Here is a 16,562-nt window from a genome sequence, read left to right as displayed (position 1 = left end):
CCTGTATCCGTAGTCCACTGAATGCCACTAAGGATACCGCCACGCGAGCTCTAGGGTCGGCAGCATTGAGGACATTTCTCAGACCCTCCCGGTCAGGAATCCTCTCCTCCGCAAGTGAAGGGGTGCTTCTTGTTCCCTTGACCTTGATCTTCCTGCTCATGGCGATATCATTCCACGAAAGCCACGACTTCACGGCCTTGAGTTCTGACTCAATGTAGCTCCCTGCCTTTCCCTCGCCTTCCCTTTCCGTGACGTAGTCATGAATGAGGTCCTCTCGCTTCTTCTTCGGCATCTTGACTAGCTCTCTCGGCGCTGTCCCTGTCCTCTCGCAGAACCTGCCTACGCAACGCAAGTAGTTGTCAGCGGTTGATTGGGCCCCCCTCGACATGTTCTCGAACCATCGACGCACGTCTTTGTCCTCGAGCAGTCTCTCCACCCTCTTACCGACCATCAAATAGGGTATAGAAGTGCCACTAGATAAGGGTTCTGAACCGTCAAGGGTATGGACCGGAGGGGATTTGAACCCCTGACCTCCACGTTGCAAGCGTGGCGATCTTCCAGACTGATCTACCGGCCCTTTTCGCGCTTTAGTGCGAGGGCAGCTTAAAAACCTTTTCTCCAGGTTCCCGCAGGTCCGATCTGGGGCGGGGACAGCTGACCCAGCAGTGGTTCCCGTCACGCAGATAGAGTTTAATAGTAGTTCGTATGTAGTTATAATGAGGAGCTGCCGGAAAGGCAACCGCATCCAGCAAATGTCGAGTACTGCGTTAAAGTGCAGGCCCCTCCTCTGCAACTCGTTTGGTAGCCCCCCATTGGTTATTGCGGTGACCTTTCGAATGTTTTCGCAGTGCTCGGCGCCTTGCGATTTTGAGAAAAAAGCGGATACTGTTCTGCGTGAACTACGACCTCAGCTCGATCTCTATGTGCACGCCGTCTGGATAGGGAATCCTCATGACCTGCATGAGGGCCCTTCTGTCATCGGCGTCGAGGAAGACGAGCCTCTTGTGGATTCTCAGCTCCCATCTATCCCAGGTTTCGGATCCCTCCCCGTCCGGGCTCTTCCTGCACGGAACGACGATCTTCTTCGTGGGGAGCGGTATGGGACCGCTCATCGCCACCCCCGTCTTCTGGGAGATGGTCTTGATCTGCTGGCAGACCTGCTCGATCTTCTTGCGGTCAGCCCCATACAAGAAAATCTTCACTTTTTGTGCCATCATAAAAACCAGAAAATGGAAAGAGAGGAGATAGGATCACTTCTTCTCCACGTCGATGCACATGCCAGCAGCGACGGTCTGACCCATATCTCTGATCGCAAACCTCCCCAGCTGCGGGAACTCGCTCGTCTTCTCAATCACCATCGGCTTCGTCGGCCTCACCTTGACGATAGCCGCATCGCCTGTCTTCAGGAACTCTGGGTTCTCCTCCGTCGTCTCGCCGCTCTTCGGGTCGAGCTTCGCCGTGAGCTCCTCGAACGTGCACGCAACCTGCGCGGTGTGGCAGTGGAAGACGGGAGTGTAGCCCTTCGTTATGACGCTAGGATGGTTCAGCACCATGATCCTGGCTGTGAATGTCTTGGCAACCGTTGGAGGATTGTCCGCAGGTCCAGCGACATCTCCTCTCCTGATGTCAGTCCGCGCAATGCCTCTCACGTTGAAGCCTACATTGTCCCCAGGCTCCGCCTTTGGGATTATCTCGTGGTGCATCTCGATGGATTTCACCTCACCCGCCTTGTCGGCTGGCTGCATCGATATCTTCATGTCGGGCAAGAGGATACCAGTCTCCACCCTTCCGACCGGTACTGTTCCTATCCCTGTGATGGTGTAGACGTCCTGGATGGGCAATCTGAGCGGGAGCTTGGTGGGCTTGTCCGGCTGCACGATCAGGTCCAGCGACTTGAGGATAGTGGGTCCCTTGTACCATCCAAGGTTACCAGACGCCTTTATGGCGTTATCGCCCTTGAAGGCGCTCACGGGTATGAACGGTATTTCGTCCACCTTGAACCCGACCGACCTAAGAAGCGTGCTTACCTGCTCCTTCACTTCGTTGAACCTCTTCTCGTCGTACTCAGGCTTCGTGGCGTCCATCTTATTCATCGCAACGATCAGCTGCTCCACGCCGAGCGTTCTTGCCAGGAACACGTGCTCCTTCGTCTGGGCCTGCGGTCCATCCGGAACCGAAACGACCAGGACGGCGGCATCCGCCTGACTCGTACCAGTGATCATGTTCTTGACGAAGTCCCTGTGACCAGGTGCGTCAATGATAGTGAAGTAGTACTTGTCGGTGTCAAACCTCTTGTGGGCCACATCTATGGTCAAGCCCCTCTCTCGCTCTTCCTTGAGCTTGTCCATGACCCACGCGAACTCGAACGTCGCCTTTCCCTTCTCTTCCGCTTCCTTCCTGTACTTCTCGATTACGTGCGATTCTATCGACTCCGTATCCAGAAGCAGTCTTCCGACCAGAGTGGACTTTCCGTGGTCGACATGGCCAATGAACACCAGGTTCAAGTGGGGTTTTTCTGCCATACTCATATCTCCTTTGTGTTGTCTCCCTAATGCCTCTCTCTATTTATCTCTTTTTCCTTCTCAAGAGGAGTAGTACCTCTCATCGTAAGGCTCTGGCTTGAGCCCCTTTCTGATTCTAATCTGTCTCACAACATCGGGTTGGAGATCTTTCGGGAGCTTCTCGAATCCCGAGTTCTCTGTGGACCACAAGGCCCTGCCGGTCGTGGCGCTCCTTATCGCCGTTGCGAACCCGAACATCTCTGCAACGGGGGCCTTGGCCTCTATGTTCGCCATTTCCTCCCCCTGGCCCATGTCCTCGATGACAGCTCTCCTCGTCTGCATCTCCTTCACAGCATTCCCGAGGAGGTCCTGGGGGACGTTGATGAACACCTTCTGCTTGGGCTCCAGAAGGAGTCTGCCCGCCTGGCACATCGCTCCGTAGATCGCCGATCTCACGGCGGGAATGACCTGAGCGGGTCCTCTGTGGATGCTGTCCTCGTGCAACTTCGCGTCGACGAGCTTCACTTTGACCCCCTGACACCTCTCCTGTCCGAGGGGACCCTTTTCCATCGCCTCCGTGAATGCATCATTGCACAGCTCAATCGTCTCGTGCAGGTACTGGATCCCCGAGGTCGCGTTGACGAACATGTTGGTGTTGTGGATGACCGAGACGTTCTTCGCCAGCTTCTTGTCCCACCCCATGTCCTGGAGCTGCCTCGCAAGTTCCTTGGCGTGCTTTATCTTGCCGCCCGATTGGATCTCCCCGTCGAGAATGGCCCTCACCACCTCCTCCTCGAGAGGCTCGACCTCCAGGTAGAAGCGGTTGTGCTTGTTCGGGGACTTCCCCTCGAAGGCTCCTCCCCTGCCCTCTATGGATTCCCGGTAGACGACAATGGGCTCGGAGGAAGTTATATCCACGCCGTGATCGTTGACTATCCTGTACTCGGTTATCTCCAGATGGAGCTCTCCCATTCCTGACAGGAGATGCTCTCCCGTCTCCTGGTTGATGTCGACCTGGATCGATGGATCGGCCTTTGATATGATCCGTAGGACCTCCACCAGCTTGGGCAGGTCCTTCGTGTGCTTCGCTTCGATGGCGACCGTGACGACAGGCTCCGAATAATGGACGATCTTCTCGAACGCCTCCATGTCCTCCAGAGATGAGACCGTCGCGCCCGCCACCGCGTCCTTCAACCCAGAGGCGCAGACTATGTTGCCGGCATCGATCTCATCCACCGTTATCCTGTCCGCTCCGACGGAAAGGGCGACGGTCTGCACCCTGTTCGGATTGGGCATTCCAGTTATGTGGAGGATCTGCCCCTTCTTCATCTTCCCGCTGAAGAGGCGGCCGACGGATATCTCGCCTGCGTGAGGGTCCATGATTATCTTGGTGACCATGAAGGCCACGGGGCCGTCCCGTCTGCAGTTGTACATGGACTTCCCGATGTCCGAGTCGAGGTCCCCGTGCCAGATCTGTGGTATTCTGATCTTCTGGGCATCGACGGGGTCGGGCATGTGCGTCACCGTCATGTCCAGCAGGATCTGATGTATGGGGGCGACCTTTGCCAGTGTCTTCTGATCCTCCTTCGCGCAGTAGTCATAGGCGTCCTTGAATGTTATCCCGCTTCTCTTCATGAAGGGGGCCGAGATCGCCCAGTTGTAGAAGGCGGAACCGAAGGCCACGCTGCCGTCCTCCACCTTCACCGCCCATTCCTCCTTGAACTCCTCTGGGGCGAGCTTCTTGATCCTCTCGTTGACCTCCGCAATGATCTTGAGGAACCTGTTCTGCATCTCCTCCGCATCGACCCTGAGCTCGTTGATCAGTCGGTCGACCTTGTTTATGAAGAGGATGGGCTTCACCTTCTCCTTCATCGCCTGCCTGATGACCGTCTCGGTCTGCGGCATCACTCCCTCGACGGCGCATACGAGGATTATCACGCCATCGATCGCGCGCATCGCGCGGGTGACGTCCCCGCCGAAATCGACGTGACCAGGCGTGTCTATCAGATTGATGAGATATTCACTCCCCTCGTATTCATGCACCATCGATGCGTTGGCCGCGTTTATGGTGATTCCTCGGGCCTGCTCCTGCTCGTCGTAGTCCAGCAGTAGCTGCTTGCCCGCGAGCTCCTCGGACATCATCCCCGCCCCCGCGATCAGGTTGTCGCTGAGGGTGGTCTTGCCGTGGTCTATGTGCGCGGCGGTCCCGATGTTTCGTATGAACCTGACATCGTGCATAAGAGCCTGGGCCTTTCTGATGTTCTCTTCCTTTCTTCCCATGATCCATCCCTATCGCGCTGAAGCGGCAACCCTCTCGGCTTCATCCTTCTTGGATACCGCGAACGAGTTCATGTCTCCCTTCGAGGCCAGCATGATCTCCTCGGCGAGGCACTGCTCCGCGGGCTTCCTGTTCTTATGCGACGCCGCAACGGCGCCCTTGCAGATGTTCCTGAGGACCACGTCAAGCCTTCTGGAAGGGGATATATCAACTGCTCTCGGGACATTTATCCCACCGAAGCGCAATCGAGTGATTTCCTCCCTCGGTGCCGCGTTCTCCAGAGCCTGAACGAAGATCTGGACCGGGTTCGTCTTCGTCCTCTCCTGGATTATCTTCAGGGCCTTCCGCACTACGGCGTATGACTTGTTCTTCTTCCCGGTGTAGCTCCCCGTCCTCATCATGTTGTTGATCAGCCTCTCGATGATATTGGTTTTCGCCCTCCCGAACTGCTTGTCCGCGTGTCTCCCAAAAGTGTGCGGGATGACGACTGGGTCGAGGTTGATGTACCTCCCGAGGCCCTTATCTCTGATCACGACCTCGGAGAGGTCATATTCGTTGAACAGGAGTATGCCAGATGGCGCCTTCGCGCGGGGCTTGGGCTCCTTTGGCGGCTCAGGCGTCTTCGTCTCCTTCGGCGGTTCGGGAGTCTTCGTCTCCTTCGGCGGTTCGGGCTCAGGCTTCTCTTCCAAAATACCACTACCTTATCGGCTTCTCCTTTCTTCCCCTCACAAGCTCATCCAGGGAGACATCGTTCACCTTGATGACCTTGAACCTGACACCGGGCAGGTCGCCATAGGATCGACCCATTCTACCGCCGATTCCCTCCACCAACACCTCGTCATGTTCGTCTATGAAGTTGATTGCTCCATCCCCGACCGCGAAAGCCGTTATCTGGCGGCCGTTCTTTATGAGCTGAGCCTTGACGCATTTCCTGATTGCGGAGTTGGGCTGCTTCGCCTCAATGCCCACCTTCTCCAACACGATGCCCTTGGCCTGCGCAGCGCCCTCCAGCGGGTCGGATTTCTCCCTCAGTCTGAGCATCCGCCTCTTGTAGTAGCGATCGTTCCATCTGAACCTGCCCCTGTCCTTCTGGAGCTTTCTTCCCGCGTAAAGACCTCTGGCCATGATATTCGCACCGTGTTCTTCTGTCTAAAGATGACGTTGTATATAAGAGTAATCGACCTGGCAGCACCGTGCACGGGTCGCGGGAAGCCTCCTAGTAGTCGCTCAGCGAGGCCTGCTTCCCGTCCTCCGCGGTGCGCTTCTCTCTCTTCCTCTCCAGCCTCCTCCTCAGATCGCCGATCCTGTCCCCGGCGTCGGCGAAGGTCTCCTGTCCTGGTTCGCCCACGAAGATGCTCTGCTTGAGCTCCTGCCTGAGTATCTCGAGCTCTCTGTGCATCCTCTGCTCCTTTCTCTTCGCCGAGAGGTGATACCATTCGTCCCTTGTCGCTTTGGAGCCAAGAACGACGACCTTTCCGGGTCTCTTCCTGCCTGTCCTTCCCCTTCTCTGGATCATCCTGATCTCTGACGGGACGGGCTCGTAGAATATGACGAGATCGGTGGACGGGATGTCCAAGCCCTCTTCTGCAACCCGTGTGGCTACAAGCACGTTGCAGTCTCCCCTCTCGAACTTCCGAATGACCTCGACCTGCTCCTTCTGCTTGAGGCCCCGATCTTTTCCCCTCGAGCTCTGCCCAACGAACCTCACCGGTCTGAGGCCCCCGATCTTGCTCAGCTCCCGCGTAACCGTCTCGGACGTGTCTCTGTAGTGGGTGAACACTATCGCGAGGGAATCCCTCTTGTCCCTGAACTGCCGCGTGAGGATCTCGATGACCTTCCTCAGCTTCGGTCGGTCGAAGTCATCCCCCTTCGTCAGACCCATCGCCTGGAGCACCTCGAAGCTCTTCATGATCTGCTTCGCCGCCCTCTTGGCGCCCTTCTGCTTGCTCTCCTCAACCATCCTGGTGAAATACTCCCTCAGAGCGTCGATCCCCTGGGACTCTGCGAACTCGATCGCATAGTCTGTCTTCATCGCCATGGCCTGCAGCGTCGCCGCCCTGTACAGCTTGTAGTTCTTCTCCCCGGTCGCGAGCCGCCTCTGCACCTCCTTCTGGACGTCCAGCAGGGCCCTCCGGGTCACGGGCTTGTCCGGTTCCAGGAACCCGTAGTCCCTGAGCTGCTGGACCTGCTTGTCCAGCGCCTTCCTCAGGTGGGCGATGATCTCCTTCATGTTCTCGGGCACCTCGACGCCAATGTAGCTGACGTCGATGTCGTGGATGTAGTTGACCACGTCTGGGTCGTAGTCCGTCCTGATCTCCACTCCCACGATTCCGAGATTATCGCAGACCTCCAGGATCTTGGCGGGGTCGCTCCCGGGCGAGGCGGTCATTCCGAGCGTGAGCATCTTCCTCTCCTTGCACGCCCTTCCGATGGGGACGTAGGCATAGTCGCCGACCGCCCGGTGGGCCTCGTCGAAGATGACGAGCGAGACGTCCGCCAGGTCGATGCGGCCCGATTCCAGGTCGTTCTCGATGACCTGGGGAGTCGAAACGATGATATCATGTTCCCGCCAAAGGTCCACGCGGGAGGGCGGCGGGACCTCTCCAGTGAACTGCACGAGGTTCGGGCTCCTCATGAAGGTCGTCAACGACTTCGCGTGCTGCGCCACAAGGGGCTTTGTGGGGGCAAGGAGGAGTATCTTCCGACCGTCGCCCATCCTGTCCGCGATGACGAGAGTGGCAATGACCGTCTTCCCCATCCCCGTGGGGAGAACGACGAGCGTGGGGCTCTTCGAGCAGGACCTGGCGATGTTCACCTGATAGTCCCTCTTCTCGATATAGCCATCCTTGAGAAGAGGATGTTCCACAAACACAATAGGGAATCAGTAGCCGGGATATTTAGGTTTGTTCTTGTGCTGTCTGAGGACGTTCACGATCACCGCAACGACCACCAGGACGATGAGGAAGATGATGCCGTAGTAGAACGCCTTCATCAGGAGCTCGAAGAGGGGGTCTTGCCTGATCACGGTCGTGAAGGTGACCGCGTCCTCCTTTCTAGTATCCCCCATGGACATCGCAGTCAGGGTCGCTAGGTGCTCCGTGCCCCTCGGCGTGTCCTCCGCGGTCTGGATAGTGAGGAATATGATCGCTTCCTCGTCCCTTCCCAGGCTCATCTCGAAGTCGCCGACAGGTCGCACATCCGATGCGTTCTGGCTCAAGTATGCGCTCCATCCGGTGATGAGGACATCTATCCCGAACCGGAACGTGTCGGTCGTATCCCCGACGTTGGTGAGCTTCAACAGAAATCCGGCGTAGCCGCCAGGATTGACGCTGTCCGTGTCCTCGTAGATCCTCAGAACGAGTCCTTCTTGCGGGGGGTTCGCCAACAGCGCGATGTCGTCGATCCACCACCCGCCGGACTTGGGCAATACTCTCACGTATATGTCAAAGCGTATGCGAACGTCCGACCCCGCGGGGGAGATGTCGGAGGAGATATCGTACAGGCTCAGCTCCCACGAGTTCTGCGAGAACTCGAACATATCAAGGGTTATCCAAGCACCGCCGTCAACAGAGATTGTGACATTCGAGCGGTCCGTTTTGCTTATCGCGAACCCCTCCCGCTCCTGTAGCTCTCCGAGGAAGTACTTGTGGAAGAAGCTCAAGTACACGGGCCCCCCTCCCGGGACCGAGATGTTGGCCGTCTGCAGGTACAGTCGCTTTGAAGGCAGTGTCCCCCCTCCGTCTCCGAAGAACCCGAGCTTCCAGGAGTGCGTCGTACTGAAGCTTCCACCTCCCGCCGTTGCGTCGTCCACGATCTCCCATCTGTAAACCTCTCCCGCCGAGTTCGTCTCCCATATCGTGCTCCCGCTCTCGACGTCGTCGAAGAAGTAGACAGTGCTCACAGTTGAATGGACTATCCTGTCGTTGTTCTCCGGTATCTCGTCGTCCGAAGGGTCCACGAGGACCTCGAAAAGGATCTTCCCTATGTCGGAAGGGGTGTACATCCAAGTGAGGTTCGTCACCGCTCGGCTCAGAAGGGAGGACACAATGATCGTGTTGTTGAACAGCTCCGACTGCGGCTCGTACGCCTCATCGTAGACCGTGAGCGTGACGTTGAAATCCGTCCTGTTGTTCGTCCCCTTGTTCTCGATCGTGGCCCTTATCGTCAAGGTCTCTCCCACTTCCGCAGTCGTCTTCGAAGTGACCGCCGTGACAGCCAGGTCGTCCTCGACCTCCCGCGTGATGTCGGCCGTCATGGTAGTGTTCGAGGCGGAGATGTTCCTCACCTTCCATCCAGACCTGGCATTCGCGTAGGTGCCGCTGTCTGGAATGGAGGTCGGCGTGAAGCCCTCTTCCGAGTCGAACCAAGGGTCGGTCGCCTGAGTCGGGTTCTCGCCGTTCACCTCGTCCGCCTCCTCCAGGTCCACTCTCCTGTGGAACTGATTGTCATTGCTGTCCACGCTCTCGTCCACGTGCCAGATGAGGAGACCGCCTCCCGGGAGCGCGGAATCGAAGCCGACCCTCTGTCTGTTCTCTATCAGGAAGTACTCTTCTCCCGCCGGCGTGTCCGCAATGGGAAGCTTGTAGATCGCGCCCGAGGTCTCGACCTGGGGTATGTCCTCCGCCACGAGCGGTGTGAGCACCTCGAAGGGCACCACCCATCCCAGCTCGATCTTGGACCAGGCGCACGGATGCGCGGGCTCGGAACCTGCGGGGGAACCCAGCCAGGCACCCTGCCCCATGAGGCCCCACGGCCCGATACCTTCGCTGTCGCTCTCGGTGTCGTAGAGGTCGATCAATCCGAGGTCATGTCCGAACTCGTGAGCGAACACGCCCATCGGGGAGGACTCCGACTGCATCGTGTACCAGTAGACCTGCACTCCGTCCACCATGAGCTCCTGGTTCCCGGGAGCGGACATGTCCGAGTCCACGACGGCCCATCTGTGCGACCAGATCGTGTTGGTGTTCGGCGAGGACTCCTGTCCCTGTCCGGCGTGCACCACAGCCAGATGGTCCACTATCCCGTCCCCGTCATTGTCGTACTCGCTGAAGTCGATATCAGCATCGGCGAGCAGCACAGCGTCCGTCACCAGCCTGTAGACGGGTCCGTTGGCGTCGTCCGTGCCAGAGAGGCTGTCGGCCCCGTACTCGCTCATCGGGTTCGAGACCGTGTACCATGCCGAGGAGTTACCGACGACGCTCAGCTGACCGTATGAGGCCTCGTCGTAGTAGTTGTGGAGGCTGCTCTCGCCCGACGTGGTGCTGAACATGAGGGTCTGGAACTTCGCCTGCGTGTTCGTTACCTGATGGCCGAAGTCGGTGAACTCGACGAGGATGACAATGATCTCCTCCGTTCCGACCGATCGCGTGCCCCTCGTCCTCGGATACTCCCTGAACTCCGGGGCGGGCGTTGAGCCGTACACCTCAGGGTTCGGGGGCATCAGGATGGGCCCGAATGGGGGGTCGGGGTCCTCGTTCTCGATAGTGAAGTTCAGTGGGATGGCGATGAGCACGGTCGCCAGCAGAACCGCCAGAATGCGTCTCATGGGAACACTAGTCGCGATTATCGGAGGGTCTCTATATAAGGCTTGACGCTCGGTTATCACATGGTCCCGCTCGAGGCCTCATACATCCTCCTGATGTCGCGGACCGATTCCAGAAAGATATCGATATCGAAGGAGCTGGTGTGTGAGAGCAGTTCCCTTGCTTTGCCCATGTGGCGCTTCCACTTCTTCTCGAAGTCCCGGAGGGGGAATGCCTTCTTGATCTTGGAAGCACGCATGTGGTAGATGTCGTCGATTGAGATCTTTCCCTTTTCCAGGCCCCATATCATCGAGTAGTTCCCGAAGGAGCCTTCCTCCATTATCTCTCGGTCGATGGTGTGGACGTCGTTGACGAGCTGAATGGCGATCTGGATGTGATGGAGCGCTCTTCGGAACGCAGCTAGGTCCTCCCTCCTGAAATCCGGAGAGAACATCAGATCCATGGTCATATGCGGTTTCACGTTGAAGTTGTGCGTTCCGTATGCCAGATATTCGTCCGTATTGCAGAGGAGGGGATTCGTGTTTATAGCAAAATTGAATCTCTGGCACTGCATCAACTCACCCATGTCGAAGAGCAAGAGGTCCTTGAACTCCTCAAAGCGGGGGGCACTTTCGAGGATGCAAACGACCTCGTCCCAGCTGGATGCCGCGAGCAGAAGATGCTCGTTGGACGCATCGAATACGACAGGGTTGTTCTCCAGTTTCGCCATCACTATGCTTGCGACCTTCTCCAGTGTCCATCTGTCCTTCGTGCTGTCGGCCGCGTCGTCCGAAATCACGGTTATCAGCGTTGTCAGGTTCTTGGCGTGTACCAACTCACTTCGATATCCCGGGGGAACGCATGACAGAGTCGTTAGTTCGTTCGCTCGACCCATCGCCAACCAGAGCTCCGGTGTTCTGTAGTCCAGTTCGACCAGACTCCGGAACAGGAACTCTCGATTCTCGAAGCCAGCGAGAAAAGAGAAATTGGTCTTTGATCGCTCGTCGAATTGCTCCAGTAACTCCTGGATCTCCTCTATCCTGCCACCCCCGGCCTGTTATCAGAATCGAGAATGGCCTAGCGGTATATATAGGTTGCTACAATTCATAGCAAGTGCTACGTATTGATACTAAAAGGAACTTAGAAATACTATGTGTGGAATGAGGGAACGGAGGTCTGCTGTGCCCGCGGAAACGCCTCAGAAGGCTCAGTTCAACATACGGATCGATGAGGACATTCTGAGGGCGTACAAGGAGTTCTGCAAGGAGAACGGGCTCGATCCGCACGGGCAGATCGTCAACTTCATGAGGAGGCTCGTCAGCTCCGAGTATGATTTTCAGGACAAGCTCTGGGCGATCCTCCGACAGGATGTGAAGTGACTACGCGACAGAGTCGAATCTCTTCTCCAGTGTGGCCAGTTGCTCCGCGTTCAGGGCTGTCCGGTCGATGGGCACGTACAGGCGGGAGTCGGACATCGAGACCAAGTCGATGGCGGATTGCAGGAAGGAGAGCACATCGGAGAAGCCGTTGTGGGAGATCAGATACTCGACGCCCTCGAGGAAGACGGCGCTCCCGGGACGCCCCTCCAAGAACTTGGTCAGCTTTCTGAGGACCTCGTAGTTCAGCTGGCTCGGGTCGAGACCCCGCCTCTCGCTCTTCGTCTCCGTGAGCCAGATGTGTTCGCACGTTCCCAGCGGATGTCGCCTCTCGATCCTCCGCGGGTGCGTTGTCCCTATGTGCAGCTTGGGGGCATCGACCTTGGCGAACTCCTCGTAGCACTCACCCCTCTCGCCGAGGCAAAGGTACGAGTTGAACGTCCCGCCAACGGCCTCCACGCTCGGTGCGCTCATCGTCCTGACGAAGTCGAAGTTCTTCTCGAACACCGCCAGCTCCCTCTCGTCGAAGGCGCGCGGGTCGAGCGGGACGACCAGGGTCGAATGCTCCGCGGCGACGACGTCGGAGATGTGCTTGAGGAACTTCGATGTCCCGCGGAACCCGATGACGGCCTTGAGGTATTCCAGGTCGTCTATGAGCACGGACGTCTCCGGGTTCTCCTTGACGAATCTTATGATTGTCTGAGTGACCTCGAAGTCCAGGTCGGAGGGCTTCAGCGCCTTCTCGTCCCAGGAGACCTTGGAGAGCCAGATGATGGGGGTCTTCTCCATCCCGAACCTCCTCTGGATCTTCTCCGGATAGGTCGTCGTGATGCACAGGCCGGGGGTCCGGGTCACCATGTTCCTGAACGCCTTGAAGGCGGGGACCGCGCTCTCGCCCTTCAGGAGGTAGTTGTGATCGAGCTCGAGCCTGTAGGCGGGCTCTTCCGGCCTCACCTCCTCAACGGTCGGCTCTATCACGAGCAGCTTGTATTTCGTTATCGCGTAGGCGGTGAACAGCCCCATTATGACCGTGTAAATCGTCCCGGCACCCATACGGGTCTGCATGTCGAGGAAGAACGGCAGGAAGACCTCGGTGGCCGAGCCCACGACGACGGGCACCGCCACACCCATCAGGAGTATCTTGGACCTGCTCCTCACGATGCCCGCCGAGCGCGTGTACGTTCTGAGGAGAATCGCCAGGGCGAGGAATATCTGGACCGCGTACACGACAGCCGGAATTGCATAGCCCGCGGGGACGATCTTCGCGTCGTAGCCCATCCAACCCATCGTGACGCCCGAGATCACGATGTCCGTCGTCCAGATGAACAGGATGATCACGAGCGGCGGGCCGTATATCAGGGGGTAGGCGTACCACTTGTCCAGGATGTCCCGCTTTCTCGGATAGGTGAGAATGAAGTGCAGGAGGGCTCCGGAGATGGCGGCGATGCCTATCCACTCGATGTTCACCCAGAGCCTGATGAAGGCCATGTCCGTGGCGTTCGGCGACAGCCTGAGGACGCCCTCCGAGAGGTCCCAGATGACGAAAGTGGCCATGAGCAGCGCGAAGGAGCGGTTGGCGGGCGCGCCCGGGTTCTTCCTTATCACGTAAATGCCAAGAACGGAGTTGACGGCGAGCGCGACAAAGGACTGGACCGCGAAGATCTCCGTCATCTCATTCACTATTCGACTACGATTTCGAACCTTCCCTTCTCGACCAGGAGGGGATAATAGTCCAGGTCATGGCTCGTTCCCCTCATCTTCACTATCCCGATGTACCTCCGCACGGAGGGCGTCCTGCCGATTTCTATCTCCCTGAAGCGCAGGTGGATTATCCCGTCGGACAGGAACTCCTCGACCCCGTGCTTGCCGAAGAGGACGTCGTTGCGGGGCATCTCGGACACGAGCAGGTTGGTCGTCCCCAGCTCCCTCAGGTCCTCGAAGAAATGGAAGAGTTGGTTCCTCGGGTTCTCGAGGACCGTGAGCGCGTAGAGCGCATCGAGCGAGTCCAGGGCCAGGATGTCGCAGTCGAACTCCTTCTTGTACTTCTTGAGCTGCGAGTACAGCGTGTCGAACCAGTCCTCGGACTTCGCCTTTCCGAGTTCCCGCCTGAGGCGACCCATGTCGACGACGTTCAGGTTCTTGGCCTTGGAGACGTCCATGCCCAGCGAGGCCATGTGGTCCAGGAGGTTTTCCTTGCTCTGCTCCATCGAGATGTAGAGGCCCCTCATGCCGCTGTCCCTCGACGCGTTGTAGAGAATATTGAAGGCGAATGTCGACTTCATGCTGCCGGACGGACCGCAGACGAGCACCGTGTAGCCTGCCGGAATGCCACCTTCCATGTGCCTGTCAAGGTCCTCGACGTACGTCCCGATTCTCTGCGCCTTTCCCATGATCTCCCCCTTCTCCCGGGTTTGAATCCTGATACCACTATTTAATCGTTCTATCCTTCCAGCGATTCTCCTCGCGTCTGGAACCGGTAGATGCCGAAGAGAGTCACGGGGCAGCCTTGTCGAAGCCCTCGCCGCCCAGCGGCTTGGTCGCGTCCATTCCCAGCTTCGTCGTCGTGCCTCCCGCGCTCGGGTCCAGAGAGCTCCCGCGGGCGCCCTTCACCTTGAGCATGCCCCTGTCCGCCTGGAACCGCGTGGCCAGCGCCCATTCGACGTCCCTGTCATCGTAGATATCGATATCGGTGTCCACGACCACGATCCGCTTCATGGACGGGTGTCCCGTGAATGCGGCCATCATCGCGTTCTTCTGGTCGCCCTCGACCTGCTTCTCGATGGAGACGACCCCGTGAAGCCAGCAGCACCCTCCCTCGGTCAGGCGGACCCCGCCGACCTTGGGGACGACCTTCTTCACGCTATCGTAGATCTGCGGTTCGCGCGGCATCCCCATGAAGAGGTAGTGCTCCCTCCCGCCCGGCAGGAGGGCGTGGAATATCGGGTCGTCCATGTGATAGATGCGGTCGATCACGACGACGGGCTCGTCCCTTACTATGTCGTACGTGCCGGTGATGTCCACGAAGGGGCCCTCCTTCTCGGTCTCGTCGATCATCCTGCCCTCGAGGACGTACTCCGCGTACCCGGGGACGGTGAGGCCGCTCTTGATCCTCGTAGCCCCGATATTCTCGCCCAGCGTGGCGAGCCTCAGAGCCGCCGCGATCCTCAGCTCATCCGTCTCGTAGCTCACGGACATGCCCGCCGGCAGAAGAATCGACGGGCAGAGCCCTATCGCCACGGCAATCTTGAGCTCCTCTCCCCGCTCAATGGCTTCCTTCCACATCGCGTACAGATGCCTCGGGACGACGCGTGCTGCGAGCCTCGTCTCGTCCAGAACCATCATCCTGTGGAAGGACATGTTCCTCTTCTCGCCTAGCTCAGCGACGACGACGTCGGATGTGACGTATCTTCCACCGTCCTTTGGGTACCACTTGGTGATCGGGGACTCTGTCAGGTTCACATCCTCGACAACGTTCTTGAGAACGGGGGCATCCTCGATTACATCGAAGTCCGCGGGATTCTTCATGGCTTCAAGCATCTTCAGAAGGAGATCCTCGGGTGTCTGGTCCAACGCGCGGGCAATCCTCTTGCGGGTCGCCCAGACGTTTCCTGCGACTCGGAAGCCGTTGAAATCCTCGAACAGGAACGGGGTGGTTGGATTCTCCCTCAGCTTCTTTGTGATGAAGGAGTCGTCTTTCACCGGTTCCTCAACAACCTGCATATCCTCGAAATGCTCCAGATATCTCCTCATGGCCATATTCCCGCCTCGACTACCGAATGGGTGTTCCTATTTCTATCTTTTCCGAGGGCAAGCCTCTCTACTTCAGCTTGGAATGTCGCTCTTCTCATTGAAGTCAGACATGTTCGATAATCAGAATAGACTGGATCCCTTTTCAAGTCTCAGGAGTCTCGTCCCCAGATTGTCCTCGTTTTCTCTTTCTAGCGAGAAGAAGAAGCAGAACTGCAGTCATGACAACGATGACCACAGAAACGATGATTGTCCACAGCCAGCCAGGTAGTCCTAGAATAGTGTGAACAGTGTCACCATGCACTTGTTCAACCCACACGTTCACCTGTGCAGTTTCAGAGTAGTCCTCGCCGTCGTAGGAACGAGCGTAGATTGCGTGATCTCCTTCCTGAACCTCCGTGGTGTCCCATTCAAGAATCCAGAATCTTGTGCCGTTGACCTCAGACCAGTTGGCCTCAAACCAAGGACCTTCATCTATCCGTATTTCCACACTCACCAACGTTCCGTCAGTGTCATTGGCCATGCCCCAAACCGTCCAATCGCCACCGACCCAAGCTCCAGGGGTCGGATTCCGAATGCTGCAGGTCGGGGGAACATTCTGAGCCGATGCGGAGGGAGTTGCAGCGACGACCGTGAAGAGGAAGCTCAAGAACATCAGGAGTGCCACAGCCAACGTCCTCTTTCTCATTCTCTCCTCCGCGACTCTGCATTCGAATCTGTCTCCATCCTAATAATCCTTGTTGTGGAACCACTGCCAGTCCGAGAGATTGTCGCACTCCCCTATGCACTGCGACCATTTCCTCAGAGCCTTTGAGATCGGGGCAAGACTGCGGCCATCTTCCTCGCTCTAGTCCGGCTGTTCAGACCCATCAAGTCCCTTCTCAACAAAGATCGCAAACAGGGCAACTAAGACTAACGCGACGACTATGACGACCCATTCACTAAATGTCCCCAAGAGCACCGCGATCAGAGCAGCAGCAAGAAGAAATGACAGTAAGAAACCAGCAACCATAAGAAGAAGGGCACTCCAAGCCAGGACTTTGTCCACAGTCCTTCTTGCCCGACCCAATCTGGAAAGTGGACGGGCTCTGCGAGTCGCCAGCACTACTAGACAGATGCAGATGATGACAAGAACCAG

Annotated in this window: 15 protein-coding genes and 1 tRNA gene; 1 reads left to right on the top strand and 15 read right to left on the bottom strand. The window is 57.7% G+C overall.

Going from position 1 to position 16,562, the window contains the following annotated elements; genetic code table 11:
* The 10 genes from LN415_07950 to LN415_07905 form a co-directional block, all read right to left on the bottom strand.
* A partial coding sequence (locus LN415_07950) for a site-specific integrase (GenBank protein ID MCJ2557018.1) occupies positions 1-451 on the bottom strand: 451 nt, incomplete at its 3' end.
* A 52-nt stretch (positions 452-503) separates the two neighbouring features.
* Positions 504-577, bottom strand: a tRNA-Ala gene (locus tag LN415_07945).
* Positions 578-899: 322 nt separating this feature from the next.
* The gene (rpsJ, locus tag LN415_07940; GenBank protein MCJ2557017.1) at positions 900-1,217 is read right to left on the bottom strand and encodes a 30S ribosomal protein S10; all 318 of its coding nucleotides are present in this window, start codon (positions 1,215-1,217) and stop codon (positions 900-902) included.
* A 33-nt stretch (positions 1,218-1,250) separates the two neighbouring features.
* Entirely contained in the window at positions 1,251-2,522 is a 1,272-nt protein-coding gene (gene tuf, locus LN415_07935) for a translation elongation factor EF-1 subunit alpha (GenBank protein MCJ2557016.1), read from the bottom strand.
* A gap of 60 nt (positions 2,523-2,582) precedes the next feature.
* Complete coding sequence (locus LN415_07930; protein MCJ2557015.1) at positions 2,583-4,781, bottom strand: elongation factor EF-2; 2,199 nt, start codon at positions 4,779-4,781, stop codon at positions 2,583-2,585.
* A 9-nt stretch (positions 4,782-4,790) separates the two neighbouring features.
* The gene (locus tag LN415_07925; GenBank protein MCJ2557014.1) at positions 4,791-5,348 is read right to left on the bottom strand and encodes a 30S ribosomal protein S7; all 558 of its coding nucleotides are present in this window, start codon (positions 5,346-5,348) and stop codon (positions 4,791-4,793) included.
* A 127-nt stretch (positions 5,349-5,475) separates the two neighbouring features.
* A complete protein-coding gene (locus LN415_07920) occupies positions 5,476-5,904 on the bottom strand; it encodes a 30S ribosomal protein S12 (protein MCJ2557013.1) in 429 nt (142 codons plus the stop codon).
* Positions 5,905-5,995: 91 nt separating this feature from the next.
* Complete coding sequence (locus LN415_07915; GenBank protein ID MCJ2557012.1) at positions 5,996-7,645, bottom strand: DEAD/DEAH box helicase; 1,650 nt, start codon at positions 7,643-7,645, stop codon at positions 5,996-5,998.
* Positions 7,646-7,660: 15 nt separating this feature from the next.
* On the bottom strand, positions 7,661-10,324 hold the full coding sequence (locus LN415_07910) for a M6 family metalloprotease domain-containing protein (protein ID MCJ2557011.1): 2,664 nt from the start codon (positions 10,322-10,324) through the stop codon (positions 7,661-7,663).
* 56 nt (positions 10,325-10,380) lie between these two features.
* Positions 10,381-11,136 (bottom strand): hypothetical protein, encoded by a 756-nt coding sequence (locus tag LN415_07905; protein ID MCJ2557010.1) that lies wholly within the window; start codon positions 11,134-11,136, stop codon positions 10,381-10,383.
* Positions 11,137-11,482: 346 nt separating this feature from the next.
* Here LN415_07905 and LN415_07900 point away from each other — a divergent pair, with 346 nt between their 5' ends.
* Entirely contained in the window at positions 11,483-11,680 is a 198-nt protein-coding gene (locus LN415_07900; GenBank protein ID MCJ2557009.1) for a hypothetical protein, read from the top strand.
* Here the strand turns inward: LN415_07900 and LN415_07895 are convergent, their stop codons facing one another.
* The 5 genes from LN415_07895 to LN415_07875 all read right to left on the bottom strand — a co-directional run.
* Positions 11,681-13,348: a DUF835 domain-containing protein gene (locus tag LN415_07895; protein MCJ2557008.1), complete on the bottom strand. Its 1,668-nt coding sequence runs from the start codon at positions 13,346-13,348 to the stop codon at positions 11,681-11,683.
* An 8-nt stretch (positions 13,349-13,356) separates the two neighbouring features.
* Positions 13,357-14,067, bottom strand: coding sequence for an AAA family ATPase (locus tag LN415_07890; GenBank protein ID MCJ2557007.1), 711 nt, complete (start codon positions 14,065-14,067; stop codon positions 13,357-13,359).
* A gap of 103 nt (positions 14,068-14,170) precedes the next feature.
* Entirely contained in the window at positions 14,171-15,433 is a 1,263-nt protein-coding gene (locus tag LN415_07885) for a UbiD family decarboxylase (protein MCJ2557006.1), read from the bottom strand.
* A 136-nt stretch (positions 15,434-15,569) separates the two neighbouring features.
* The gene (locus LN415_07880) at positions 15,570-16,112 is read right to left on the bottom strand and encodes an Ig-like domain-containing protein (GenBank protein MCJ2557005.1); all 543 of its coding nucleotides are present in this window, start codon (positions 16,110-16,112) and stop codon (positions 15,570-15,572) included.
* 159 nt (positions 16,113-16,271) lie between these two features.
* On the bottom strand, positions 16,272-16,562 hold a 291-nt coding region (locus LN415_07875; protein MCJ2557004.1), incomplete at its 5' end, for a hypothetical protein.

This window comes from Candidatus Thermoplasmatota archaeon (assembly GCA_022848865.1).
Lineage (GTDB): Archaea > Thermoplasmatota > Thermoplasmata > RBG-16-68-12 > JAGMCJ01 > JAGMCJ01.
Note: the sequence above shows the minus strand (reverse complement) of the source record. Positions and strands in the feature narration are given on the sequence as shown.